25 protein-coding genes are annotated in these 25,797 nt (G+C 68.5%); 22 read left to right on the top strand and 3 right to left on the bottom strand.

Translation table 11 applies throughout. From position 1 onward, the window contains the following. The first annotated feature begins 43 nt into the window (after positions 1–43). Entirely contained in the window at positions 44–724 is a 681-nt protein-coding gene (locus tag SNE34_RS09805; protein ID WP_332616856.1) for a L,D-transpeptidase, read from the top strand. An 80-nt stretch (positions 725–804) separates the two neighbouring features. Here the strand turns inward: SNE34_RS09805 and SNE34_RS09800 are convergent, their stop codons facing one another. Then, on the bottom strand, positions 805–3,453 hold the full coding sequence (locus SNE34_RS09800; protein WP_332616800.1) for a TonB-dependent receptor plug domain-containing protein: 2,649 nt from the start codon (positions 3,451–3,453) through the stop codon (positions 805–807). A 262-nt stretch (positions 3,454–3,715) separates the two neighbouring features. Between SNE34_RS09800 and SNE34_RS09795 the strand changes: the two genes are divergently transcribed. The 3 genes from SNE34_RS09795 (at position 3,716) to hemC (ending at position 6,255) form a co-directional block, all read left to right on the top strand. Further along, positions 3,716–4,429 (top strand): alpha/beta hydrolase, encoded by a 714-nt coding sequence (locus tag SNE34_RS09795; protein WP_332616799.1) that lies wholly within the window; start codon positions 3,716–3,718, stop codon positions 4,427–4,429. Positions 4,430–4,520: 91 nt separating this feature from the next. Next, on the top strand, positions 4,521–5,246 hold the full coding sequence (locus SNE34_RS09790; RefSeq protein ID WP_332616798.1) for a LytR/AlgR family response regulator transcription factor: 726 nt from the start codon (positions 4,521–4,523) through the stop codon (positions 5,244–5,246). Between the two features lie 103 nt (positions 5,247–5,349). Then, positions 5,350–6,255, top strand: coding sequence for a hydroxymethylbilane synthase (gene hemC / locus SNE34_RS09785; protein ID WP_332616796.1), 906 nt, complete (start codon positions 5,350–5,352; stop codon positions 6,253–6,255). A 16-nt stretch (positions 6,256–6,271) separates the two neighbouring features. Here the strand turns inward: hemC and SNE34_RS09780 are convergent, their stop codons facing one another. Continuing rightward, positions 6,272–7,000, bottom strand: a complete 729-nt coding sequence (locus tag SNE34_RS09780; RefSeq protein WP_332616795.1) for a DUF481 domain-containing protein — start codon at positions 6,998–7,000, stop codon at positions 6,272–6,274. Positions 7,001–7,082: 82 nt separating this feature from the next. Beyond that, positions 7,083–7,304 (bottom strand): hypothetical protein, encoded by a 222-nt coding sequence (locus SNE34_RS09775; RefSeq protein WP_332616794.1) that lies wholly within the window; start codon positions 7,302–7,304, stop codon positions 7,083–7,085. Positions 7,305–7,463: 159 nt separating this feature from the next. Here SNE34_RS09775 and SNE34_RS09770 point away from each other — a divergent pair, with 159 nt between their 5' ends. From SNE34_RS09770 to SNE34_RS09685, 18 genes are all read left to right on the top strand, one after another. Beyond that, the gene (locus SNE34_RS09770) at positions 7,464–7,922 is read left to right on the top strand and encodes a hypothetical protein (RefSeq protein WP_332616793.1); all 459 of its coding nucleotides are present in this window, start codon (positions 7,464–7,466) and stop codon (positions 7,920–7,922) included. A gap of 64 nt (positions 7,923–7,986) precedes the next feature. Next, positions 7,987–8,964 carry a helix-turn-helix transcriptional regulator gene (locus SNE34_RS09765; protein ID WP_332616792.1) on the top strand — a complete coding sequence of 326 codons (978 nt, stop codon included), beginning with the start codon at positions 7,987–7,989 and terminating at the stop codon, positions 8,962–8,964. Then, positions 8,964–9,941 (top strand): patatin-like phospholipase family protein, encoded by a 978-nt coding sequence (locus tag SNE34_RS09760; protein ID WP_332616791.1) that lies wholly within the window; start codon positions 8,964–8,966, stop codon positions 9,939–9,941. The genes SNE34_RS09765 and SNE34_RS09760 overlap by 1 nt, the downstream gene beginning before the upstream one ends. A gap of 197 nt (positions 9,942–10,138) precedes the next feature. After that, positions 10,139–10,453, top strand: coding sequence for a hypothetical protein (locus tag SNE34_RS09755; RefSeq protein ID WP_332616790.1), 315 nt, complete (start codon positions 10,139–10,141; stop codon positions 10,451–10,453). A 387-nt stretch (positions 10,454–10,840) separates the two neighbouring features. Continuing rightward, on the top strand, positions 10,841–12,955 hold the full coding sequence (locus SNE34_RS09750; RefSeq protein WP_332616789.1) for a prolyl oligopeptidase family serine peptidase: 2,115 nt from the start codon (positions 10,841–10,843) through the stop codon (positions 12,953–12,955). Between the two features lie 78 nt (positions 12,956–13,033). Further along, entirely contained in the window at positions 13,034–15,172 is a 2,139-nt protein-coding gene (locus tag SNE34_RS09745) for a S9 family peptidase (RefSeq protein WP_332616788.1), read from the top strand. 117 nt (positions 15,173–15,289) lie between these two features. Further along, positions 15,290–15,694, top strand: a complete 405-nt coding sequence (locus tag SNE34_RS09740; protein WP_332616787.1) for a YbaN family protein — start codon at positions 15,290–15,292, stop codon at positions 15,692–15,694. 37 nt (positions 15,695–15,731) lie between these two features. Next, positions 15,732–16,118 (top strand): LPS translocon maturation chaperone LptM, encoded by a 387-nt coding sequence (lptM, locus tag SNE34_RS09735; RefSeq protein ID WP_332616786.1) that lies wholly within the window; start codon positions 15,732–15,734, stop codon positions 16,116–16,118. Further along, the gene (dapF, locus tag SNE34_RS09730) at positions 16,111–16,968 is read left to right on the top strand and encodes a diaminopimelate epimerase (protein ID WP_332616785.1); all 858 of its coding nucleotides are present in this window, start codon (positions 16,111–16,113) and stop codon (positions 16,966–16,968) included. The genes lptM and dapF overlap by 8 nt, the downstream gene beginning before the upstream one ends. Further along, entirely contained in the window at positions 16,965–17,639 is a 675-nt protein-coding gene (locus SNE34_RS09725) for a DUF484 family protein (protein ID WP_332616784.1), read from the top strand. Before dapF ends, SNE34_RS09725 begins: the two co-directional genes overlap by 4 nt. 198 nt (positions 17,640–17,837) lie before the next feature. Further along, positions 17,838–18,716, top strand: coding sequence for a tyrosine recombinase XerC (xerC, locus tag SNE34_RS09720; RefSeq protein WP_332616783.1), 879 nt, complete (start codon positions 17,838–17,840; stop codon positions 18,714–18,716). A gap of 177 nt (positions 18,717–18,893) precedes the next feature. Then, positions 18,894–19,445 (top strand): ATP-dependent protease subunit HslV, encoded by a 552-nt coding sequence (gene hslV / locus SNE34_RS09715; RefSeq protein WP_332616782.1) that lies wholly within the window; start codon positions 18,894–18,896, stop codon positions 19,443–19,445. Between the two features lie 2 nt (positions 19,446–19,447). Beyond that, positions 19,448–20,842: an ATP-dependent protease ATPase subunit HslU gene (gene hslU / locus SNE34_RS09710; protein WP_332616781.1), complete on the top strand. Its 1,395-nt coding sequence runs from the start codon at positions 19,448–19,450 to the stop codon at positions 20,840–20,842. Positions 20,843–20,907: 65 nt separating this feature from the next. Then, positions 20,908–21,627 (top strand): hypothetical protein, encoded by a 720-nt coding sequence (locus SNE34_RS09705; RefSeq protein WP_332616780.1) that lies wholly within the window; start codon positions 20,908–20,910, stop codon positions 21,625–21,627. After that, positions 21,599–22,126 carry an RNA polymerase sigma factor gene (locus SNE34_RS09700; protein ID WP_332616779.1) on the top strand — a complete coding sequence of 176 codons (528 nt, stop codon included), beginning with the start codon at positions 21,599–21,601 and terminating at the stop codon, positions 22,124–22,126. Before SNE34_RS09705 ends, SNE34_RS09700 begins: the two co-directional genes overlap by 29 nt. After that, complete coding sequence (locus tag SNE34_RS09695; protein ID WP_332616778.1) at positions 22,123–22,755, top strand: hypothetical protein; 633 nt, start codon at positions 22,123–22,125, stop codon at positions 22,753–22,755. Before SNE34_RS09700 ends, SNE34_RS09695 begins: the two co-directional genes overlap by 4 nt. Positions 22,756–22,867: 112 nt before the next feature. Further along, positions 22,868–23,638: a bifunctional demethylmenaquinone methyltransferase/2-methoxy-6-polyprenyl-1,4-benzoquinol methylase UbiE gene (gene ubiE / locus SNE34_RS09690; RefSeq protein ID WP_332616777.1), complete on the top strand. Its 771-nt coding sequence runs from the start codon at positions 22,868–22,870 to the stop codon at positions 23,636–23,638. A gap of 88 nt (positions 23,639–23,726) precedes the next feature. Further along, a complete protein-coding gene (locus tag SNE34_RS09685; protein ID WP_332616776.1) occupies positions 23,727–25,670 on the top strand; it encodes a M1 family metallopeptidase in 1,944 nt (647 codons plus the stop codon). Positions 25,671–25,797: the final 127 nt, after the last annotated feature.

Genomic DNA, 25,797 nt, shown 5'->3' with positions numbered 1-25,797 from the left:
ATGCACCCACCCTGCGATCCGGGCCGCTTTCGGTGCGCTGGTGCTGGCGCTGGCGTCCGCGGGCTTCGGCGTGGCCGGCGCCGAGGAGGCCGCCGCGCAACCGGTCGCGGCCGTCGACCAGCTTCCGCGCGGCCAGGATGTGTCCGCCACGGTGATCGAGCTCGCGGGCTGGGTTGTCGCCACCAGGGACAACCAGGGCTATCCGTTTGCGGTCATCGACAAGGCCGCCGCGCAGATCCTGGTGTTCGACGGCGACGGCAAGCTTCGCGGCGCGGCACCCGGGCTCTTCGGCTCGGCGGTCGGCGACCATACGGCCCCCGGCATCGCCGGTCTCGCGCTTCGCGAGATTCCGGGCCGGGATCGCACGACGCCTGCGGGTCGCTTCGTGGGCGGCTTCGGTCCGTCGATCGACGCCGGGCGCGTGCTGTGGGTGGACTACGATTCCGCAGTCTCCATCCACCCTACCGCTACCGGCGTCCCGGCCGAGAGGCGCGTCGAGCGCCTTGCATCTCCTACGCCGGACGACAACCGCATCAGTCATGGCTGCATCAACGTCTCGCCCAAGTTCTACGAGCGGATCGTCAGTCCGACGTTCGAGCGGGGTGGGGTGTTCTATATCCTGCCGGACGAGGCGCCGATAGCGGAGATCTTCCCGGAGTTCGCGCAAAGTCGCGCGACTACGCAACGCGACGATGGGAAACACGCACAGCCCGCCAGCCAGTGAAGGGTGTGCGAGGCAGCGCAGCGGCACAAAAAGCCCCGCCGAAGCGGGGCCTTTTTATGGGTTGCAGCAAGTCGGTTCGATCAGAACCGGAAGCCCACCCGCCCATAGTAGAAACCACCATTGAAACCGTACGGCGCGTGCACCGGATACTCCGCGCCGGCGACGCCGCCCCACGGATTATCGTCGGGCACCTCGTCGAACAGGTTCTGCGCGCCGACGCTGAAATACAGCCCCGAGGCGAGCGTCCAGCCGAGTTCGGCATCCACCGTGACCGCGCTGCCGCCGTAGATCGGCAGGCCGCCGTCGGCCGCCAGCACCACGTCGCTGTCGAGGTGGTCCTCGTAGAACGAGCCGTAGTAGTTGACCCGGGCGTTGGCGTGGAAGACCTCGCGCTGGTGGCTGATGCTGAAATAGCCCTTGGTGCTGGGCAGCGATTCCTCGATCTTCTTCACCCGCGCCTCGCTGATGATGCCCGGGGTGAAGTCGTCGACTTCGGTCTGGTTCCAGTTGGCCGCCAGCGAGTAGGTCGTGTCGCCGCCGAAATGCTCGCTGTCGAAACTGGCGACCAGGTCGACGCCGCTGGTGGTGGTGTCGAAGTCGTTGACGAAGAAGCCGACGCGGCTCAGCGAGCCCAGGTCCGGGCGACCGCGTGCGGCCAGTTCGTCGCGCTGCGCCTGGGTCACGTCGAAGTCGGTGCTGCGGGCGATGCGGTCGGTCACCTCGATTCGATAGGCGTCGGCGGTGACCAGCCAGTTGCCGCTGTTCCAAACCAGGCCCAGCGAGGCGTTCTTCGATTCCTCCGGCTGCAGCGGCTCGGCGCCGGGGAACAGGCCGGCGAGCAGCGCCGGCGGCAACGTCGCGGTGTCGCGCAGTTCGCCGTCGATGAACGCGGTGGTCACCTGGCTGACGTTGGCCTGGCCCGGGGTTGGCGCGCGGAAACCGGTGCTCAACGCGCCGCGCACGGCGAAGGTGTCGGTGAAGTCGTAACGGCCGGTCAGCTTCCAGTTGGTGGTGGTGCCGAAGTCCTCGAAGTCCTCATGCCGCACCGCCGCCGCCAGCAGCAACTGCTCGGTAAAGCGGGTTTCCAGGTCGGCGTAGACCGCCCAGTTGGCGCGGGCGAACGTGCCGGCGGTGCCCGGGCTGAAGCCGGGGAAGCCGTTGGAGCCGATGCTGAAACCCTGCTGGGTCAGCGGGCCGATCGCGGTCGACGGACCGTCGCCGGCCTTGATCTCGAACTCCTCCTCGCGCCACTCCACGCCGGTCGCCACGGTCAGCGGACCCTCGCTGAAACCGGTTTCGAAATCCCGGCTCAGGTCGAAGTTGAAGTTGGTTTCGCTCTGCACGTTGCCACCCGGCACGAAGCGCAGGCCGGCGGGCTGGTTGGGGCCCTGCGAGGCGTTGACGGTGTTGAGCATGTAGAAGTCGATCTCGTTGCGGCCGTAGGAGCCGCTCACGTCCCAGTACCAGCCGTCGCCCCACTCGCCCTTGACGCCGGCCACGATCGCGCTGTCCTCCATCTCGCCGCCAAACTGCGGGGTGAAACCGCCGGGCAGCTGCGACAGGAAGGTGAAGCACTCCGACGGCAGCGCGGCGACCGCGGCGCCCACGCCCGCGTAAGGCAGCAGGTTGCCGTCGGGGTCGCGCAGGGCGATGGTCGGGCAGGTCACCGCGTTGCTGGTGTCCAGGTCGCCGACCAGCAAGGTCTGGCCGCCGTCGTTGGAGTACACGCCGGCGCGGGTGGTGGGTTCGCGGTAGTAGAAGCCGCCGGTCACGTCGCGCTTGGCGTAGTTGCCGAACAGGTAGGTGTCGACGTTCTCGCCGGAGATGCCGAGGTTGGCGACGAACTTGAAGTCCTCGTTGACCTCGGGCAAGCCCCAGACCTGCGCCGGATTGTTCACCTGCGGATAGCCGGCGGCGGCCGCCGCCGCGGCGTCGTCGCGCTGCACGCTGCGCGAGGTCGGGTCGGCGCTGCGCCATTCCGCGGTGAGGGTCGCGAAGCCGTTCGCGGTCAACGGCAGGCCGACCTGCGCGCTGTACTGCTGGGTGAAGCCGTCGCCTTCGTAGTACTGCCCGCCGAACGCTTCGACGGTGCCGCCGTGGTCGAGCTCCTTCAGGCTGAAGTTGATCACGCCGGCGATGGCGTCGGAGCCGTACTGCGCCGCCGCGCCGTCACGCAGCACTTCGACCTGCTCCAGCGCCAGCGACGGGAACACCGAGATGTCCGGGCCCTGCGAGCCATCGGACAGGCCGTGGCCGAGGAAGGTGATGACCGCCGCGCGATGGCGACGCTTGCCGTTGACCAGCACCAGGGTGTTGTCCGGCGGCAGGCCGCGCAGGTTGGCCGGGCGGATGAGGGTGGCGGCGTCGTCGATCGGGATGCTGCTGACGTTGAACGAGGGCACCAGCGCGCGCATCTTGTCGAGCACGTCGACCGAAGGCTGGTTGTGGAATTCCTCGCCGCCGAGGATGTCGATCGGCACTGCCGAACTCGCCTCGGTGCGGGGGTTGCTGCGCGAGCCCAGCACCGACACCGTGCCCAGGTCGGTTGTTTCGGGGGCTTCGGTGGCGGCCGGCACCGGGGCTTGCACCTGCGTCTGGGTATCGATCTGGGTCTCTTGCGCGACGACCATGCCGGTTGCCGACAGCGCGGCGGCGGCCAGGGCCAACCTCACGCCCGCGGCCAGTGAACTCGCGGCGAACGTGCGCGGGGCTCGATTGCTGTTGCTCATGGGTTCTGTCTCTAGGGAAAGGGGCGTTGGGGGACGGCCCCCGGTCGGTACCGAACGCGGTCCGGGCCGGCGAGCTCGATCGGTATTAACAGGAAATAAACATAATTGGCAAATGAATTCGACAAATTCTGCAAAGTATTTCGGGTGTTTTTGTGGTTTGCGCCAGCAAGACGGAGCGCGACCCCCCGCGCTCGGTGGCGCGCGTCTTCGAGTCGTCGGTGCCGGGTTGGCCGGCAACGAACCGGGCGGCGACAATGTGGCGATGAACGACACCTCGGCCGCCGCCTCTCTCCTGCAAACCGTCGAACTCGAAACCGGCCCGACGCCGGCCTGGACCGTGCTGTGGCTGCATGGCCTCGGCGCCGACGGCAACGACTTCGCGCCGATCGTGCCCGAGCTGGTCCGTCGCGACTGGCCGGCGCTGCGCTTCGTGTTCCCGCACGCGCCGGTCCGGCCGGTGACGATCAACAACGGCATGTCGATGCGGGCCTGGTACGACATCGTCAGCCTCGATGCCGGGCGCATGGCCGACCGCGCCGACGAGGCCGGGGTCAACCAGTCGGTGGCGCAGGTCGAGGCGCTGATCGCGCGCGAAGGCGAACGCGGCATCGCGCCCGATCGCGTCGTGCTGGCCGGGTTCTCGCAGGGCGGCGCGATCGCGCTGGCGGCGGCGCTGCGACGCTCGCAGCCGCTGGCCGGTCTGGTCGCGCTGTCGAGCTACCTGCCGCTGTCGACCGCGGTGCTGGCCGGCCTCGATGCCTCGGTGCCGGCTGCCGCCCGGACCCAGCCGCTGTTCATGGCCCACGGCCAGTTCGACCCGGTGGTGCCGTTCGCTGCCGGCCAAGATGCCGCCGCGCGGCTGCGCGGGCTGGGTTTCAAACTCGACTGGCACGACTACCCGATGGCCCACCAGGTCTGCGCCGAGCAGATCCGCGACCTCGGCGACTGGCTGGGCAAGCGTTTCGCCGCCGGCTAGAACGCGAGATGGCGAAGCCGGCAACGACGGCCGCCGCGCTAAGATCGGGCCGCTGGCCGATCGCGGCCGGGTGAACACGGGGGACAGGTCGATGAAGGTGGTCATCGCCGACGACGAGCCACTGGCGCGCGAGCGCCTGCGTAGCCTGCTGAGCGAGGCCGGCGGGATCGAGGTGGTCGCCGAGGCCGGCGACGGCAGCGAGGCGTTGCATGCCTGCGCCGAACATTCGCCGGATCTGGTATTGCTCGACATCGCGATGCCCGGCATCGACGGGCTGGAGGCGGCGCGCCACCTGGCCGCGTTCGAGCCGCGCCCGGCGGTGGTGTTCTGCACCGCCTACGACGCCCACGCGCTGTCCGCGTTCGAGGCCGAGGCGATCGACTACCTGGTCAAGCCGGTCCGGGCCGAACGCCTGGCCGCGGCGCTGGAGCGCGTGCGCACTTTTGCCGCCGGCCGCGAACGCAGCAGCCGGAACGCCCCCGGCCCGCGCAGCCACCTGTGCGCGCGCCTGCGCGGCAGCCTGCGACTGATTCCGCTGGAGGACGTGCATTACCTGCAGGCCGAGGAAAAGTACGTGATCGTCCACCACGCCCGCGGCGAGGACCTGATCGAGGAATCGCTGAAATCGCTGGAGGACGAATTCGGCGAGCGCTTCGTGCGGATCCACCGCAACTGCCTGGTCGCCCGCCACGAGATCACCGAATTGCGCCGCTGCCCCGACGGACACACCCAGGCGGTGCTGCGCCACGCCGCGCAGCCGCTGGAAGTCAGCCGCCGCTGCGTCGCCGGCCTGCGCGACACCCTGAAACACCTGTAGGAGCGGCTTCAGCCGCGATCTGGAGTCGGCGCGGGCGGACGGTTCCAGATCGTGGCTGAAGCCGCTCCTACAGAGGCAGCGCCGCCCCTGCGATAATCGCCGGATGACCACGCTGCGCATCGCCACCCGCAAGAGCCCGCTCGCCCTGTGGCAGAGCGAACACGTCGCCGACGCCCTGCGCGCGGCCCATCCGGGCCTCGCGGTCGAACTGGTGCCGATGAGCACCCGCGGCGACGAGGTGCTGGACCGCTCGCTGGCCGCGATCGGCGGCAAGGGCCTGTTCCTCAAGGAACTGGAGCTCGCGATGCAGCGCGGTGAAGCCGATTGCGCCGTGCACTCGCTCAAGGACGTGCCAATGGAGCTGGAGCCGGGCTTCGCGCTGCCGGCGATCCTGCAGCGCGCCGACTACGCCGATGCCTTCGTCAGCAACCGTTTCGACGACATCGCCGCGCTGCCGCCGGGCGCGGTGGTCGGCACCTCCTCGCTGCGCCGCCAGGCCCAGTTGCGCGCGCTGCGCCCGGACCTGCAGTTGCGCGACCTGCGCGGCAACGTCAACACGCGGCTGGCGCGGCTCGACGCCGGCGACTACGACGCCATCGTGCTGGCCTGCGCCGGCCTGCAGCGGCTTGGTTTCGACGCCCGCATCCGCTCTCGGCTGCAGGCGCCGGATTGGTTGCCGGCGCCGGCGCAGGGCGCGATCGCGATCGAATGCCGCGACGACGATGCCGCCACCATCGCGCTGTGCGTCGCGCTCGACCACGCCGATACCCGCCGCTGCGTCGAGGCCGAGCGGGCGATGAACCGCGCCCTGCACGGCAGCTGCCACGTGCCGGTGGCGGGGTTCGCGACCCTCGCCGGCGGACGCCTGCGCCTGCACGGCCTGGTCGGCTCGGCCGACGACGGGCGCGCGGTGCGGGCGCAGGGCGAGGGCGAATCCGCCGACGCGCTGGGTCGCGAGGTGGCCGGCGAGCTGCTCGCCAGCGGCGCGGCGGAACTGCTCGCGCTGTAACCCACGTCGCCCCGGTTCAGAAGTCGTAGGTGACGTTGACCGTGGTCAGGGTGTCGGTCTTGTGCCGGCCGGGCAACGCGTCGGTGTTGTGGCGCATTTCGACCCCGGCCTTGAGTGCCATCGACTCGGTCATCTTGACCCGCACGCCGATGTCGTTGCGGGCGAAGGTGTTGTCCTCGCCGGCCTCGACCAGGAACGTGTCGTAGATCGAGGTCGACTCGTTGAACTCGTGGCCGAAATCCATGTTGCCGCGCACGACCGCGCCGTTCTCGTGGATCCGCACGTCCTGCCGCTTGGACCACTTGTAGCCCGGGCCGATCTCGAAGCCGAGATGGGTGGTGTCGGTCTGGATCACCTGGTTGCCGTAGCCGAACGCGAGGGTCGACTGGTACTCGTAGGCGGCCACGTGGTCGCGCTCGGTTCGCGCCGAACCGAACAGCTGGTGGTGGTCGCCCAGGCGGAGGTTGCTCTTGCCGAACGCTTCGTAACGGTAGGCGCTTTCGACCCCATCCTGCTCGCCGTACAGGAAGGCCAGCCCGACCTCGTGCTTTCCCCGCTCGTTCGCGGTCGCCAGGCCGAGCCGGCTGCGCAGGGTCTCGCTGTCGGTATTGCCGCGCGAGGCCGCCAGGCCAAATTCGACGGTGCCGGTCCAGCCGGCATCGTCGGCGTCGGTGGTTTCATCGGCGAGCGTAATGGTGGGGACCATGGCCGCACCGATGGCGGCGGCCAGGACGAGCTTGCGCATGGATGCCTCCGGCTGGAACACGCGGCATTGTCCCCGCCAGCCAATGAATTGTCGTGGAACCCGCCGCAACCGCCATCATCGGTCAAGGCTTGCGCGCGCCCTTCAGCAGGACCAGGCCGATCGCGAATACCGCCGCCGCCAGCAGCACGCTGGGCAGCAACCCGAGCAGCAGCGCACCGGTCGAGACCGCGCCGGCCTGCAGGTCCAGCCCGATCGGGTCGATCACGCCGTAGCCCAGCATCACGATGATCGCGAAGCCGAGCGCGACACACAGGTAACCGGCGACCAAGCGCATTCGATTCATTTCCGCCTCCTTCGCGTTCGGTGCAAGTGTGCCGGGCGTGTCGCGATTACGCGACCTTGCGCCTGTTCATCCGGCGCCTGCGGCCGATCCGGTAGTGCCGGCACGTTGATTCCGGAACGCGGGCGCGCGGCGACGGCGCATCACCGGTCAGGAGAGGCGATGGCGAAAATCGTAAAAGTTCTGTTGGCCGCGATCGTCGTGGCCTCGTCATCGGCGGTCCGGGCCGGCGACGGCTTCGGCGTGGGCGGCGGCGTAACCGACGAGATCGACGGCCAGCGCACGCCGGTCGTGACCGTGTCTTGGCTCGGCGCAACTCGCCATCCCTGGGAATTCTCCGCCGGCTATCTTGGCGACCGCGACCGCCCCGTGTCCGGCCGCGCGCCGGTGACGGTGTTCGTGGCCGTCAGCAAGCGCCTCACCTGGCGCGGCTGGTTCGCCAGCGGCGGGGTGGCGCTGATCGACCGCGACAGCGACGTGCTGTCCGGCTACGGCCAGTTCTACACCGGCGCCGGCTATGCCGGGCCCCGCTGGACGCTGTCGCTGCGGCACCTGTCCAATGGCGACACCGGTGGCGACAACCTCGGCGAAACCTTCGTGCTGCTCGAATACCGCTTCTAGGGCGGATGGCGCGTGCATGGCATCCTTGCCGCGGGATCGCCCCGATCCGCCAACGCGCCCGACCATGGAACGCATCGAACGCATCCACGCCCTGCACCGCATGCTCACCGCCGCGCGCTACCCGGTGACGGTGCAGCGTTTGCAGGAAGAACTGGAATGCTCGCGCGCGACGGTCTACCGCGACCTCGCCTACCTGCGCGACCAGCTGATGGCGCCGGTAATCGGCAACGGCGAGGCGGGCTTCCGTTACGACCCCGACGACAGCAGCCGTTTCGAGTTGCCGGGCCTGTGGCTGAGTTCGGACGAGTTGCACTCGCTGCTCGCCGCGCAGCAGTTGATGTTGCGCAGTGGCGGCGGGGTGCTGTCGAACGCGCTGGCGCCGCTGCAGCAGCGCATCGAGAAGCTGCTCGACGACCACGCCGGCGGCCGTCGGGTGCCGGTCGAGCGCGTGCGGGTGATCCCGCACCGCACCCGCAAGCTCGACGAGACCGCGTTCCGCCACGTCGCCACCGCGGTGCTCGACCGCAGGCAGCTGGCGTTCGAATACCGCGCCCGCTCGACCGACCAGCACACCCGCCGCACGGTGTCGCCGCAGCGCCTGACCCACTACCGCGACAACTGGTACCTCGACGCCTGGGATCACGAGCGCGACGGCCTGCGCAGTTTCGCGGTCGACCGCATCAGCGCCGCGCGCCAGCTCGACGAAGCCGCCCGCGACGTCCCCGACGAGGAACTTGACCGCCAGCTGGCGTCGAGCTACGGCATCTTCTCCGGCACCCCGAAAGGCTGGGCGACGATCATGTTCAGCGCCAAGGCCGCGCGCTGGGTCGCCGACGAGCACTGGCACTCGCAGCAACAAGGACGGTTCCTGCCCGATGGTCGCTACGAACTGAAGATCCCGTACAGCTCCGGCCGTGAGTTGCTGATGGACGTGCTGCACCACGGCAGCGATGCCGAGATCGTCGAGCCGCAGTCGTTGCGCGAGCAGGCCCGCACGCTGCTGTCGCTGGCGATCGCCAACTACGAGCGCGACCCGAAGTGATGGCCGATGCGCCGAAGATCGAGCGCGGCGAACCGGTCGCGCTGGTACTCGGCGCCGGCGGCGCGCGCGGCTTCGCCCAGATCGGCGTGATCGAGGCGCTGCAGGCGCGAGGCTTGCGGATCGTCGCGGTCGCCGGCTCGTCCAGCGGCGCGCTGGTCGGCGGCGTGTTCGCGGCCGGCCAGCTCGGCGTGTTCCGCGACTGGCTGTTGTCGATGAGCCGCACCGACATGCTGCGGCTGCTCGATCCTGTTTTTGGGCAGCCGGCGCTGTTCGAGGGCAGCCGGCTGATGGCCGCGCTGCGCGAGCGCACCGGCGACTTGCGGATCGAGGAACTGCCGATCGACTTCACCGCGGTCGCGGTCGATCTGGCGCGTCAGCGCGAGGTCTGGTTGCGCGAGGGCGACCTGTGGGACGCGGTGCGCGCCTCGATCGCGATCCCCGGCGTGTTCACCCCGCATCGCGTGCACGGCCGCGAACTCGTCGACGGCGGCCTGCTCGCGCCGCTGCCGATCACCGCGAGCCGGCTGTCGGACGCGCATCGGTTGATCGCGGTTGACATGAACAGTTGGCCGAGCAACCCGCCCGGCAGGCCCGCCGAACCGGAGCCCGGCAACCCGGCGCTTACCGGGACGACAGACTTCGACGAAGAGCCTGCCTCGCCCGGCGACGAGACGCCGTCGCACTCGCGCCTGCTGGCGTGGTTCGAACACCGGTTCCATCGCCATCCTGCCGAGACCGCCGCCGCGCTTGCGACCGCCGCCGGCGCGCGCCCGTACAGCCTGGTCGAGGTGATGGCGCGCTCGCTCGACACCATGCAGGCGCAGATCGCCCGCGTGCAGATGGCGCTGGACCCGCCGGAGCTGGTGATCCGGATCCCGCGCGACGCCTGCCAGTTCTACGAGTTCTGGCGCGCCCGCGAGTTGATCGAGGTCGGCCGCACCGAGGCCGACAAGGCGCTCGATGCCGCCGGCTACTGACGCCTTCGTACCTGCCGGGCTGCCAGCCGACTTGACGTCGTTCCCTGTAGGAGCGGCTTCAGCCGCGATCTGAAACCGTCCGCTCGCGCCGATTCCCGATCGCGGCTGAAGCCGCTCCTACACAAGTGCGCCGCCACGTCGCAGCCTGTGAGAACCCCCGGCGCAATCCTGCGGCTCCAGCCACCAGGATCCGTGCCATGAACCGTTCCGACCCGCCCGCCGCCGATCCCGTCGACCCGCGCATCAAGGATGTCCTGCGCTACGCCATCGCGATCGGCGCGACCCTGTTGCTGCTGGTCCCCGCCGCCCGCGGCTCCAGCGAGACATTCGGTTGGCTGCCCCTGTGGCTGCTGGCGATGCCGCTGAGCGCCTGGTGGGCGTTGCATCGTTTCCGACTGCCCGCAGCCACCGCCGAGCGCCGCGCCCCTGCCGCCCGCCGCCTTCGCAGCGGCCCGCAAGCCCGCCGTCGCGCCCGCCCATCGCCCCGCCCCGCGCTCCCAAAAGCCGCATAGCCAAGCAGCCCTCGTGTAGGAGCGACGCAAGTCGCGACCTGTACATGACCTCCAGCGTTCGGCGGGTCGCGACTCACGTCGCTCCTACAACGAAGCCGCCCGAAGCCAGACAACCGGAGGGGAGTCGGCCCGTGGGGTGTTGCGCAAAAGCGGCCATGGATGGCCGCGGCCCGAGTCAGTGCAGGACGGCCTGACCGAGGGCTGGAGCAACACCCCACGGGCCGGCTCCCGCTCGCGCAGCTTCCCGAAGCCCCCAGACATTCAAGCATCAACGCAACCCGGTTCCAGCAAGAACCCCGCGTGACTTCAGCCACGCCACCGCCCAACCACCCCGTGCTAGCGTGCAAGCTTCGTGTTTTCGCCCAACCCCGCCCCCCCGGAGCGCCCATGCCCAAGCTGTCGCAGGCCTGCCAGGCCGTCATCCTCGCCGCCGGCCTCGCCGCGGCCTCGGGCGCCGCCCACGCCCAGGAGCCCGCCGTGACCGACCCCTACCTCTGGCTCGAGAACGTCGAAGGCGAGAAAGCCCTCGACTGGGTCAAGGCCCGCAACGCCGTCACCGAAGCCGAGCTGGCCGCGACCCCCGAGTTCAAGCAACTCGAAGCGCAGATCCTCGCGATCCTCGACTCCGAGGCGAAGATTCCCTACGTCGAGAAGATCGGCGACCACTACTACAACTTCTGGAAGGACGCCCAGCACCAGCGTGGCCTCTGGCGGCGCACCACGCTCGCGTCCTACCGCAGCGACGCCCCCGAATGGGAAACCGTGATCGACCTCGACGCCCTCAACCAGGCCGAAGGCGAGAACTGGGTCTGGCACGGCGCCGACTGTCTCCCGCCGGAGTACCAGCGCTGCCTGGTCGCGCTGTCGCGCGGCGGCGCCGATGCCGACGTCACCCGCGAGTTCGACCTGCCCAGCAAGCAGTGGGTCGAAGGCGGCTTCTTCCGCGACGAAGCCAAGGGCGGCCTCGGCTGGATCGACCGCGACAACGTCTACGTCTTCACCGATTTCGGCGACGGCACCATGACCGAGTCCGGCTACCCGCGCATCGTCAAGCGCTGGACCCGCGGCACGCCGATGAGCGAGGCGACCGTGGTCTACGAGGGCAAGCCCGACGACATGTACATCGCGGCGATGCACGACCACACCCCCGGCTTTGAGCGCGACTTCGTCAGCCGCACCCTCGCGTTCTACAACGACGAGCTGTACCTCATCGGCGAGGGCGGCGAACTGCAGAAGATCGATGCGCCGAACTCCGCCAACAAGTCGGTGCACAAGGACTGGCTGGTGCTGGAGCTGCGCGACCCGTACGAGGCCGGCGGCAAGACCTACCGCGCCGGCAGTCTGGTCGCCGCCAACTTCGATGCGTTCATGGCCGGCGGCCGCGACTTCACCGTGCTGTTCGAGCCGACCGACACCACCTCGCTGGCCGGCGTCACCGCGACAGCCAACCACCTCGTGCTGAACGTCCTCGACGACGTCAAGAACGACCTGCAGGTGTTGACCCCGCCGGTCGACGGCGAAGGCGAGTGGGCGCGCAGCGACTTCACCGGCCAGCCCGAGGGCAGCGTCAACGTGAGCGCGGTCGATCCGCACCACAGCGACGCGGTGTGGGTGCAGGCCGACGGCTACCTGAGCCCGGCAACATTGGCGATCGCCGAACCCGGGCAGTCGCCGCAGGTGCTCAAAACCATGCCGGTGTTCTTCGACGCCAGCACCCACGAGGTTGATCAATTTTTCGCCACCAGCAACGACGGCACCCGCGTGCCGTACTTCATCGTCAAGCCGAAGGACCTCGTGCTCGATGGCAGCACGCCGACCCTGTTGTATGGCTACGGCGGGTTCGAAATCTCGATGACGCCCGGGTATTCGGGCAGCGTCGGCAAGGGCTGGCTCGAGAAGGGCGGCGTCTACGCGGTCGCCAATATCCGCGGCGGCGGCGAGTACGGCCCGCGCTGGCACCAGGCGGCGCTGAAGCAGAACCGCCACAAGGCCTACGAGGACTTCGCCGCGGTGGCCAAGGACCTGGTCGCGCGCAAGATCACCTCGGCGGACAAGCTCGGCATCCAGGGCGGCAGCAACGGCGGCCTGCTGATGGGCAACATGCTGACCCAGTACCCGGAGCTGTTCGGCGCGATCGTGGTGCAGGTGCCGCTGCTCGACATGCAGCGTTACCACAAGCTGCTGGCCGGCGCCTCGTGGATGGCCGAGTACGGCAACCCCGACAAGCCGGAAGAGTGGGCGTTCATCCAGACCTTCTCGCCGTACCACCTGTACCAGCCGGGCAAGGACTACCCGCCGACGATCTTCATGACCTCGACCCGCGACGACCGGGTCCACCCCGGCCACGCCCGCAAGATGATGGCGAAGATGCTCGAAGGCGGCGAGGACGTGCGCTACTACGAGAACATCGAGGGCGGCCACGGCGGCTCGGCCAACAACAGGCAGGCCGCACACATGAGCGCGCTGGCATATACGTTCCTGTGGAAGAAGTTGAACGACTGATGGAACGACGGGCCGGCTTCTAGCCGGCCCGTCTTTTCCCGTTCGCCGGTTGCACTTCCCATCCCCGGACCCCATCCCATGAAACCCACCTTGCTGCTGGCCGCCTTGATGACCCTCTCCAGCCCGACCCTCGCCCAGGACCTGCCGGCGCCGCCCGACGTGGCGCAGCGCCCGCACACCGTCACCGCGCCGCACGGCGCGCAGCGTCAGGACGAGTACTACTGGCTGCGCGACGACGACCGCAACGACCCGGCGATGCTGGCCTACCTCAACGCCGAGAACGCCTACGTCGACGCCGCGATGAAGCCGCTGAAGCCGCTCGAGGACGCGCTGTACGAGGAAATCGTCGGCCGGATCAAGCAGGACGACAGCTCGGTGCCGTACCGCGAGCGCGGCTGGTGGTACTACACCCGCTTCGAGACCGGCCAGGACTACCCGATTTACGCGCGACGGCAGGGCGACATGCAGGCGCCCGAGCAGGTCCTGCTCGACGTCAACCAGATGGCCGCCGGCAAGGACTACTTCAACGTCGGCGACTGGGAAACCAGCCAGGACAACCACCTGCTGGCCTGGGCCGAGGACGACGTCGGTCGTCGCCAGTACGTCATCCGGATCAAGAACCTCGACAGTGGCGAAGTGTTCGACGACCGCATCACCGGCACCTCCGGCGAGATGGTCTGGGCCGACGACAACAAGACCCTGTTCTACGTCGAGAACGACCCCGAGACCCTGCTCACCGTGCGGGTGAAGAAACACGTGCTCGGCACTCCGGCCAGCGACGACGTGCTGGTGTACGAGGAGGCCGACGACAGCTTCTACATGGGCATCGGCCGCACCCGCGACGACCAGTACATCTGCATCGGCGTGGAGAGCACGGTGTCGAGCGAGATGCGCTGCGCGCCCGCCGCCGACCCGCGCGAGTTCACCGTGCTGGCGCCGCGCGAGCGCGACGTCGAGTACGACGCCGACCACCACGGCGGCCGCTGGGTGATCCGCACCAACGCCGACGGCGCGGAGAACTTCAAGCTGATGACCGCGCCCAGCGACGCAACCTCGCGCGCGCAGTGGCGGCAGTGGATCGGCCACGACGAAGACGTGTTCATCGACGGCTTCGAGCTGTTCGATGGTTTCACCGCGATCGGCGAACGCTCCGGCGGCCTCGAGCGCATCCGCCTGCTGAAGGGCGAGCCCGGCATCGCCGACGCGCCGGCCGAATACGTCAAGGTCGACGAGTCCGCCTACTCGATGGGCCTGTCGGTCAACTCCGAGTCCGACACCGACTGGCTGCGCTACAGCTACACCTCGCTGACCACGCCCGACACCACTTACGAACTCAACACCAGGACCGGCGAACGCCGCCTGCTCAAGCAGCAGCCGGTGATCGGCTACGACCCGTCGCAGTACACGACCGAGCGCCTGTGGGCGACCGCCCGCGACGGCGTCCGGGTGCCGGTGTCGGTGGTGTATCGCAAGGGCTTCGCCAAGGACGGTAGCGCCGCCCTGCTGCAGTACGCCTACGGCAGCTACGGCTACTCGATGGATCCCGGCTTCAACCTGCCGGTGGTCAGCCTGCTCGACCGCGGCATGGTCTACGCGATCGCCCACATCCGCGGCGGCCAGGAAATGGGCCGCAAGTGGTACGACGCCGGCAAGCTGCTGAACAAGAAGAACACCTTCACCGACTTCATCGACGTGACCCGGTTCCTCGTTGACCAGGGCTATGCCGCGCCCGACCGTGTCGCCGCCTACGGTGGCAGCGCCGGCGGCCTGCTGATGGGCGCGATCAGCAACATGGCGCCGGAGAGTTACGACGTGATCCTGTCGCAGGTGCCGTTCGTCGACGTCGTCACCACCATGCTCGACGCCTCGATCCCGCTGACCACCAACGAGTACGACGAGTGGGGCAACCCCGAGACCAGCGTCGAGTCGTACGAATACATGCTCAGCTATTCGCCATACGACAACCTCGACGCGCAGGCCTACCCGGCGATGTTCGTCGGCACCGGGCTGTGGGACTCGCAGGTGCAGTACTGGGAACCGGCCAAGTACATCGCCCGCCTGCGCGACCTCAACACCTCCACCGAGCCGGTGCTGTTCCGCACCAACATGGACGCCGGCCACGGCGGCAAGTCCGGCCGCTTCCGCCGCTACCGAGAGCTGGCCGAGATGTACGCGTTCATGCTCGACCGGCTGGACGTCGCCGAGCCCGCGCAATAGCGGGCTCTTGTAGGAGCGGCTTTAGCCGCGATCGGAAATCGTTCGCCCGCGCCGACTCCAGATCGCGGCTAAAGCAGCGCTTACGACCGCAGGAAGTCCAGTGGGACAATAGCGGCCATGCCCGATACCGAACCCGTGCCCACGTTCCCGCCCAGCCGCCTGCGCTGGGCCTGGTGGCTGGTGGCCTACCTTGCGCTCGGGCTCGGTATTGTCGGCATCGTCGTCCCCGGCCTGCCAACCGTGCCGTTCGTGCTGCTGTCGGCCTACGCCGCCGCCCGCGGTTCGCAACGGCTGCACCGCTGGCTGCTGGGCCACCGCCAGTTCGGGCCGATGATCCGCGACTGGCAGCGCTCCGGTGCGGTCTCGCGGCGGGCCAAGTGGTTCGCGCTGGTGAGCATGGCCGCGTGCGCGGGGCTGATGTTCCTGACCGCGCCGCGGCCGTGGATGGCGATCGCCGGCACCGCGATCATGGCCGTGGTCGCGACCTGGCTGTGGGCGCGGCCTGAACCGCCATCGCGGTGAGCTTCGCAGCCGCGACCGCCGCGGCTACACTGCGGCGATGAACGCACGACACACTGCACGACACCCGCTGCTGCTCGCCGCCCTCGTCGTTTGCCTGCCGCTGGCGCTCGCAGGTTGCGGCAACAAGGGCCCGCTGGTGATGTCCGAGGAACCGGCCGAGATTGAGGCTCCGCCGACCCCCGAAGGCGGAGTGCCGGTCGAGATCGCGATACCTCAGGCACTCCCGGCCGAAGCGCCGGTCGCCCCGGCCACCGGCGATCCGGCGACGACAGATGACTTCGACGACGCGGCACCGCCCGAGCCGCTGATTGACGACCCGCGCATTCCGATCGACCCGGCCACCGTGCCGCAAAACGACAGCGACAACGACACTGACAGCGACAACCCCCCCGCGACGGGGACGGTTGACGACGGCAATGGCTGAGCCGGCGACTGCAGTGACGGCGGACCTGCGCTTCAGCAAGATGCACGGCGCCGGCAACGACTTCGTCGTGCTCGACCAGCGCGGCAATGCGGCACCACCGTCCGCCGAGCTGTGCCGGGCCCTGGCCGATCGCCACACCGGCGTCGGCTGCGACCAGATCCTCACCGTCGAAGACCCGCGCGAACACGGTTCGATCGCCAGCTACCGGATCTGGAATGCCGATGGCTCGGCGTCGCAGCAATGCGGCAACGGCGCGCGTTGCATTGCTGCGTGGCTGGTCCGCGACGGCGCCACGAACGCGCCCGAGTTCATCCTCGACAGTCCGGTCGGAAGCCATGCGGTGAGCCGGCTCGCTGACGGCTACCGGGTAGTCATGGGCGCGCCGGAATTCGAGCCCGCGCGTATCCCGCTGCATGGCTTCGACGGGCCGCGCGATCCTTACGTGCTCGGTATCCGCGGCGCGATCATCGGTTTTGGCGCGGTATCGATGGGCAACCCGCACGCGCTGGTCGAGGTCGACGACATCAGCGCCGCGCCGCTGGCCAGCACCGGCCCGTTGCTGCAGCAGCACGAGTGCTTTCCGGAATCGGCCAACGTCGGTTTCGTCCAGGTCGAATCGCGCCAGCGCATCCGCCTGCGGGTGTACGAGCGCGGGGTCGGCGAGACCCGGGCCTGTGGCAGCGGCGCCTGCGCGGCGGCGGCGATCCTGATGCGGCGCGGCAAGATCGACCGCGAGGTCGACGTGGTGCTGCCGGGCGGCGAACTGCGGATCGCCTGGCCGCGCGACGATGCGCCGGTCACGATGGCCGGCCCGGCGACATTCGTATTCGAAGGAGAATGGCGGCAATGAGCGAGACCACCGAAAAACTCGGGGCGCACGAGGTCGCGGCCTGGCTGCGGCGCCACCCGAATTTCCTGCAGCAGTTCCCGGACCTGTCGTTGAGCCTGGTGGTGCCGCGCGAGGAGGGTTCGGCGGCGTCGCTGGCGAGTTACCAGCTGGAGGTGCTGCGCGACAAGAACCGCGAGCTCAACCGGCGCCTTCATGAGTTGTCGGGCAATGCGCAGGAGAACGAGCGGCTGGCGGTGCGTACCCACCAGTTGACGCTGGCGCTGATGCGCCAGGGCAGCGCCGCCGACACGCTGCGGGCGATGGCGGCGAGCCTGGCCGAGGATTTCAATGGCGACCTGGTGCGGCTGGTAATGTTCGCGCCGGTCGGCGGTCTGGAGGAAGCCGACTGGCTGCAGCAGATCGACGCCGATGATGCGCGGCTGCAGCCGTTCCGCGATTGCCTCGGCGATGGCGAGCCGTTGTGCGGGCGGCTGCAGCCGGACAAGCATGCATTGCTGTACGGGATGCGTGCCGATGAGGTGCAGTCGACGGCGTTGTTGCCATTGCCGGGGGTGGGGCTGGTGGCGGTCGGCAGTGCCGATCCGAACCGGTTCTTCCCGGGGATGGGGACGCTGTTCCTGCGGATGATGGGCGAGGCGCTGGAGACGGCGCTGGCGAGGTATGCGCGGTAACTCTGGTCCCGGGAGGAGCAAGAGCGGGTTCTCGGCTTCGGGGGGAGCGGCGCCCTGTCCGGGGTTTGCTACCCGGTTCGGTCAGGCCATCCATGGCCTGACTCACCGCCGCGGACCATCCATGGTCCGCTTTTCGCAAACCCCGGACAGGACGCCGCGTCGCGATCTGGCGGCGCTCCGGTTTGTGGCCGCAAAGCCGTGAGCGCGTACCCCATCGACGAGTTCCTCGCCCACCTCGCGGTGGAGCGGCGGATGTCGCCGCACACGCTCGACGCATATCGGCGTGACCTTGCGGCGCTGTCGCAATGGGCCGAAGAACAGGGCATTGCGATCCTCGATGTGCAGGCCGAGCAGTTGCGTGCCTTCATCGCCGCCGAGCACCGTCGCGGGCTGTCGCCCAAGAGCCTGCAACGACGGTTGTCGGCGTGTCGCAGCTTGTATGGCTGGCTGTTGAAGCAGGGCAGGATCGTGGCCAGCCCGGCGGCGGCGATCCGCGCACCGAAGGCGCCGCGCAAGTTGCCGCAGGTGCTCGACGCCGACGAGGTCAAGGTGCTGGTCGAGGTGCCGACCGACGTGCCGCTCGGGTTGCGCGACCGGGCGTTGCTGGAGTTGTTCTATTCCTCTGGTTTGCGCCTGAGCGAGTTGTGCGCGCTGCGTTGGGGCGATCTCGACCTCGACGAGGGACTGGTCACCGTACTCGGCAAGGGCAGCAAGCAGCGCAGCGTGCCACTGGGCTCGTTCGCGCGGGCGGCGCTCGCGGAGTGGCGCGCCTCGACCGGCGCCGGGCGCGAGGCGCCGGTGTTCCCGGGGCGCAACGGTCCGATCACCTCGCGCGCGGTGCAGTACCGGCTGCGCCAGCTGGCCCAGCGCCAGGGATTGTTCAAACGGGTGCATCCGCATTTGCTGCGGCACAGCTTCGCCAGCCACATCCTCGAGTCCTCCGGCGACTTGCGCGGGGTGCAGGAGCTGCTCGGCCACGCCGACATCGCCACCACCCAGATCTACACCCACCTCGACTTCCAGCACCTCGCCAAGGTCTACGACGCCGCCCATCCGCGCGCCAAGCGCAAGCGCTAAGCCGCAACGGTGCCTGTAGGAGCGACGTAAGCCGCGACCTGCAGATCGCCTCAAGGGTTCGGCGGGTCGCGACTTACGTCGCTCCTACATCGAACCACCATCGCGCGTAGTCAATGCGGCCCCTTGCGCCCGCAGCCGCCCATCCCCATCCAAGGGATTCGACCCCCGGAGCCTGCAATGGACCCCAGCCAGAACCCCAACGTGTTCCACGCCACCACGATCGTCTCGATCCGCCGCAACGGCCGGGTCGCGGTCGCCGGCGACGGCCAGGTGACGCTTGGCCACACGGTGATGAAGGCCAACGCGCGCAAGATCCGCCGGCTCGGTAAGGACGGCCAGGTGCTCGCCGGGTTTGCCGGCGCCGCGGCCGATGCGTTCACCCTGTTCGAGTTGTTCGAGGCCAAGTTGCTCAAGCACGGCCAGCTGACCCGCGCCGCGGTCGAGATGGCCAAGGATTGGCGTACCGAACGCCGCTTCGGCAAGCTCGAAGCGTTGCTCGCGGTCGCCGACAAGGAGACCTCGCTGATCATCGGCGGCACCGGCGACGTGATCGAGCCCGACGACGGCATCATCGCCATTGGTTCTGGCGGCATGTACGCGCTGTCGGCCGCGCGCGCGCTGCTCTCCCACACCGAACTCGACGCGAAGACCATCGCCACCGAGGCGATCAACATCGCCGGCGACGTCTGCATCTACACCAACCGCAACGTGGTGGTCGAAGAACTGTGAACATGAAACCCGACACCTCCAACACCACCATGACCCCGCGCGAGATCGTGCAGGCGCTCGACACCCACATCGTCGGCCAGCACGACGCCAAGCGCGCGGTCGCGATCGCGCTGCGCAACCGCTGGCGGCGGATGCAGCTGGAGCCGGAACTTCGCGACGAGGTGATGCCCAAGAACATCCTGATGATCGGCCCGACCGGCGTCGGCAAGACCGAAATCGCGCGGCGGCTGGCGACGCTGGCCAACGCGCCGTTCGTCAAGGTCGAGGCGACCCGCTTCACCGAGGTCGGCTACGTCGGCAAGGACGTCGAGCAGATCATCCGCGACCTCGCCGACACCGCGGTCAAGCTCTATCGCGAGCAGGCCAAGGCCAAGGTCCGCACCCAGGCCGAGGAACGCGCCGAGGACCGCATCCTCGACGCGCTGCTGCCGCGTCGCAGCAACCCCGGCGCGACTTCGTTCGGCTTCAACGTCGCCGACGCCGCCCGCGACGAGCCGTCCGCGCAGGCCAACACCGCCGACGACGGCACCCGCCTCAAGCTGCGTCGGCAACTGCGCGCCGGCGAACTGGACGAACGCGAGATCGAGATCGAAGCGGCGGTAAACGTCGGCGTCGACATCATGGCGCCGCCGGGCATGGAGGAGATGGGCCAGCAGCTGCGGCAGATGTTCTCGCAGGTATCCGGCGGCAAGACCCACAAGAAGACCCTGCCGATCAAGGTCGCGCGCAAGCAGCTGATCGAGGACGAGGCCGCGCGCCTGGTCAACGAGGAGGAAGTGCGCGAGGCCGCGGTCGAGGCCTGCGAGCAGCATGGCATCGTGTTCATCGACGAGATCGACAAGGTCGCCAAACGTGGCGAGAACGTTGGTGGTGGCGATGTCTCGCGCGAAGGCGTGCAGCGCGACCTGCTGCCGCTGGTCGAGGGTTCGACCGTCAGCACCAAGTACGGCTCGATCAAGACCGACCACATCCTGTTCATCGCCTCCGGTGCATTCCACCTGGCCAAGCCGTCCGACCTGATCCCCGAACTGCAGGGCCGTTTCCCGATCCGGGTAGAACTGGGCGCGCTGAGCAAGGACGACTTCGTGCGGATCCTGACCGAGCCGCGCGCAGCGCTGACCACCCAGTACGTCGAGCTGATGAAGACCGAGGGCGTTGAGCTCGCCTTCGCCGACGACGCGATAGAGCGCATCGCCGAGATCGCCGCGCAGGTCAACGAGCGCCAGGAAAACATCGGCGCCCGTCGCCTGCACACCGTGCTCGAACGTTTGCTCGACACCATCAGCTACGAGGCCCCCGACCGCGACGGCCAGTCGCTGACCCTCGACCGCGCCTATGTCGACGCGCACCTGGGCGAACTGGTGAAGGATCCGGACCTGAGTCGTTACATCCTGTAGCGTCCGGTTGTCAGGTTTTTCGTGCGACGGGCGACTAGCCCGGCAGACCCAAACGGAAAACACACATGGATGCCACGGTCCCGTTCGCTGCGGCCCACGCCCGCCCCGCCCTGCAGATCCTGTCGACCTGGCTGGTCGACGCCTGGCGCATGTTTCGCCGTGCCCCGGTTCGCCTGTTCCTGCTGTCGTTGCTGCCGGTCGTGGTGGAAGCCCTGATCCAGCTGGCGCCTGGCGTGGGTATCGTGCTGTCGAAGCTGCTGACACCGCTGGCCGGTGCCTGGGTACTGGCGCTGATCCATCACAAGTCACGTGACGACGCGTTCGCGCCTGCGCTGGCGGGCCGGCTGTTGCTGTCCCGGCTGGCGCCGCTGCTGCTGGTGTCATTGCTGGCCGCCGGGGTGTTCGTGTTCCAGTTGCTGGTCACGGTGGCGCTGGGCGGCATCGACCAGGCGATTGCGCTGGCAACGGGCGATATCGCCAATCTGCATTTGGGTCGGGTGGTGTTCGCTTGCATCCTGGCGTCGGGAACGGTGCCGGCGGCGCTGTTGATGTTCGTGATGCCGCGGGTGTTGCTTGATGGCGTCGGGGTCGGTCTGGCGCTGGGCGAAAGTCTGGGGTGCGTTGTCCGCTATTGGCGACCGGTAGCGCTGCTGACCGCACTGGTGGCAGCCATGGTGGGTGCCATTCTGTGGTTGCTGCCGTTGTTGCTGGTGCTGCTGCCATTCGCGACGTTGGTCGGTTACACGAGTTACCGCGATGTATTCGACCGCGCCCGAGTTGATTGAGTCGGCGCCGGCGGCGATCGATATCGACGAGGTGCTCAGGCAGCACAGCGCGATGCTGTCGCGCATCGCCGCCAGCTACGAGTTCGAGTCCGGCCGGCGCGAGGACCTGCTGCAGGAGATCAGCCTCGCCCTGTGGCGCGCGCTGCCACAGTGGCGTGGCGAAGCCTCGTTGCGCACCTTCGTCGCCCGGGTCGCGCACAACCGTGCGGTAGATCATCTGGGCAAGTACTGCCGATTGAACGAACACGCGATCGACGAGTCCCACCCCGATCCGATCGCCGATCCGCAACACCACGCCGAAGCGCAACAACGCCGCGACGCCTTGCTCGCCGCAGTGCGGCGCCTGGCGCTCGGTCAGCGACAGGTCGTGGTGCTGGCGCTGGAAGGCTTTTCGCAACGCGAGATCGGCCAGTCGCTGGGGCTCGAGGAAAACACCGTGGCACAGCGGCTCAGTCGTGCCCGCAAGCAACTGGCCGAGTGGCTGGGAGGCAATCCATGAATATCCCGACCGAAAGCGTCGGCGTCGCGGCACCGATCAACGGTGGCTGGGATGCATTGGCCGCCGACTGGCGCGCGCAGCCGACGGCGGTGGTCGATGTCGATGCCCTGCGCCGCGACGTCACCCGGCACCGCCGCCGGATCCGCGCCTGGCTCGCGTTGGAAATCCTGCTGACGACGGTGGGGGTCGGCGTTTGCGCGTGGGCGACTCTTGGGATCGACCCGCCGCTGTTCTCGCCGTCGGCGCTCGCCGTGACGATTGCGCTGTTGCTGGGCTTCCAGGGCTGGTCGCTGTGGATCCGGCGTCGCCAGGTCCGCGACAGTGGTTTGGACGTGCGCGCGCTGTTGGCGCTGGAGCGCGATCGCATCTCTACCTCGCTGCTGTACTGGCGGGTCAACTCGTGGCTCGCGGTCGCGATGTGGGTGGCGCTGTTTGGCCTGCTGCTGGCTGGGGTGCTGGCGCCGGATGCGATCGCGCTGCCGATGACGCCGCGGCAGGCTGCGCTGTCACTGGCGATCAACATTCCGCTGGTGCTTGGCCTGGCGGGCTTCGCTTGGTGGTGGTGCCGTCGCAGCCGGTCACGGCTGGCGCGCGTACAAGCGTTGCAGGACGAACTCGACGCCGATTGATCAGCACCGGTGTTGCTGCGCTGCGCGGCCGCCCGACCGGCGGGCGCGGGTTCGAAGACCCGCATCTGCGGACCTTCGCTTTTCCCAATGGCACCGGTGCGATAATCCCGGGATGAGCGAGCAGACCCCCCACGAAAACAAGCCCGGCACCACCCACTTCGGCTTCCGCGACGTCCCCACCGGCGACAAGCAGAAGCTGGTCGGCCAGGTGTTCTCCTCGGTCGCCGGCAACTACGACCTGATGAACGACCTGATGTCGATGGGCGTGCACCGGGTCTGGAAACGCTATTTCGTCGCCACCGCGCAGGTTCGGCGCGGTGACCGCGTGCTCGACCTGGCCGGCGGTACCGGCGACATCGCGCTGCTGTTGCGCAACCGGGTCGGCGACAGCGGCTCCATCGTCCTGGGCGACATCAACGGCGACATGCTGCGGGTCGGCCGCGACCGCATGGTCGACAAGGGCAGGGTCGCCGGCTTCGAGTACGTGCAGATGAATGCCGAGAAGCTGCCGTTCCCCGACGCCAGCTTCGACCTCGTCACCATTGCCTTCGGCCTGCGCAACGTCACCGACAAGGACGCCGCGTTGCGCGAGATGCATCGCGTGCTCAAGGTCGGCGGGCAGGCACGGGTGCTGGAGTTCTCGGCGGTCACGGCCGATTGGTTCAAGCCGCTGTACGACTTCCACTCGTTCAAGGTGCTGCCGCGGCTGGGCAAGCTGTTCGCCAACGACGCCCACAGCTACCAGTACCTCGCCGAGAGCATTCGCAAGCACCCGCCGCAGGACGAGCTGAAGACGATGATGGACGAGGCCGGATTCGCCCGCTGCGACTACCGCAACCTGTCCGGCGGCATCGTCGCGATCCACACCGGCTACAAGGTCTGACGGCCGCGCCAATCGGCACAACCGGCACTTCGCGCCGCCGCCCGGGCGGCGCTACACTCGGCCGCTCACCCGTAACCGTGGGCCTGCCATGCGTTCCTCGATACTGACTTTCTGTGTTGCCGCCGCCGTGATCGCGGGCGGCTGTTCGCGCGACGCCGCGCCGGCCGGCGACACCGCCGCCACGCCTGATGCCGAAGCCGCCGCGCCGGTCACCGAGTACGACTCGCTGTCCTACGCGCAGCCCGACCAGGTCCGGATCGAGGACCTCGCGCTCGAACTCGCGGTCGATTTCGACAACAAGCAGCTTGCCGGCAGCGCGACCTACCAGCTCGACTGGATCGATCCCGACGCCACCCAGCTGGTGCTCGACACCCGCGACCTGACCATCGAGAAGGTGGTCGGCGAGCGCAGCGACGACAAGTGGGTCGACCTCAAGTTCGACCTGGCCGAGCCCGACGAGCGGCTTGGCAGCAAGCTCACGATCCAGGCGCCGCAGCAGCCCGAGCGCATTCGCGTGACCTACGAGACCTCGCCCGAAGCCTCCGGCCTGCAGTGGCTGACCCCGGCGATGACCGAGGGCGGCGAGCAGCCCTTCATGTTCAGCCAGTCGCAGCAGATCCATGCGCGTTCGTGGGTGCCGTTGCAGGACACGCCGCGCGTGCGTTTCACCTACACCGCCCACGTGACCTCGCCCGAAGACGCGATGGTGCTGATGAGCGCCGACAACGACCCGAAGGCCGAGCGCGACGGCGACTACAGCTTCAAGATGCCGCAGGCGATCCCGTCCTACCTGCTGGCAATCGCCGCCGGCGACCTGGTGTTCGAGCCGATCAACGAGCGCAGCGGCGTCTGGGCCGAGCCGGCGATGGTCGAGAAGGCCGCCGCCGAGTTCGCCGACACCGGCAAGATGATCGACGCCACCGAGGCGATGTACGGCCCGTATCGCTGGGAGCGCTACGACATGCTGGTGCTGCCGCCGTCGTTCCCGTACGGCGGCATGGAGAACCCGCGCCTGTCGTTCATCACCCCGACCGTGATCGTCGGCGACGGCTCGCTGGTGTCCTTGATTGCGCACGAACTGGCGCACAGCTGGTCGGGCAACCTGGTGACCTTCTCCAGCCCGAAGGACCAGTGGCTCAACGAGGGCATCACCACCTACGTCGAGAACCGCATCGTCGAGTCGCTGTACGGCAAGGAGCGCGCCGACATGGAGTTCGTGATCGCGCGCAACGAGCTGCGCGAGACCATCGGCGAGATGGAGCCACAGGCGCAGTCGCTTGCGATCCGCCCCGACGTGCAGGTCAAGGCCGGCGATACCCTGACCGCGGTGGCCTACGACAAGGGCGCGTGGTTCATGCAGTTCCTCGAGCAGCGCTTCGGCCGCGAGGCCTTTGACGAGTACCTGCGCGGTTACTTCGACCACTTCGCGTTCCAGTCGATCCCGACCACCACGTTCGTCGAGTACACCCAGAAAAACCTGCTCGACAAGTACCCGGGCAAGGTCACCGAAGCCGAGCTTGACGAGTGGGTCTACGGCACCGGCATCCCGGATTCCGCGCCGGAGACCGAATCGCCGCGGATGGACGCGGTCGACACCGCGCGCAAGGCCTGGCTCGATGCCGGCACGCTGCCGGAAGCCTCGGTGACGGAGGCCTGGACCACCCAGGAATGGGTGCACTTCCTCGAAGGCATGCCGGAGACCCTGACCACCGAACAGCTGGCCGCGCTGGATGCCGCGTACGAGTTCACCGGCACCCCGAACGGCGAGATCGCGATGCGCTGGTACCCGCTGGCGGTGCGCAGCGGCTATGGCGAAGCCAACGATGAGATCGCCGCGTTCCTCAAGAAGATCGGTCGCCGCAAGCTGATCATGCCGACGTACGAGGCACTGGTGAAGACGCCGGAAGGGTTGGCGCTGGCCGAGAGCACCTTTGCCGAGGCGCGCCCGGGTTACCACCCGATCACCACCGGTTCGGTCGAGGCGGTGATCGCCGAGGCCAAAGGCGAGGACGCCGCACCGGTCCGCGACTGATTGTTGCCAATTGAGATGCAAGCGCGGCCGCCCTCGGGCGGCCGCGTTGTTTTCGTGGTCCACATGCTCTTGTAGGAGCGGCTTTAGCCGCGATCTGGAATCGTTCGTCCGCGCCGACTCCCGATCG

The sequence above is a fragment of the Novilysobacter erysipheiresistens genome, assembly GCF_036663935.1.
GTDB lineage: Bacteria > Pseudomonadota > Gammaproteobacteria > Xanthomonadales > Xanthomonadaceae > Novilysobacter > Novilysobacter erysipheiresistens.
Note: the sequence above shows the minus strand (reverse complement) of the source record. Positions and strands in the feature narration are given on the sequence as shown.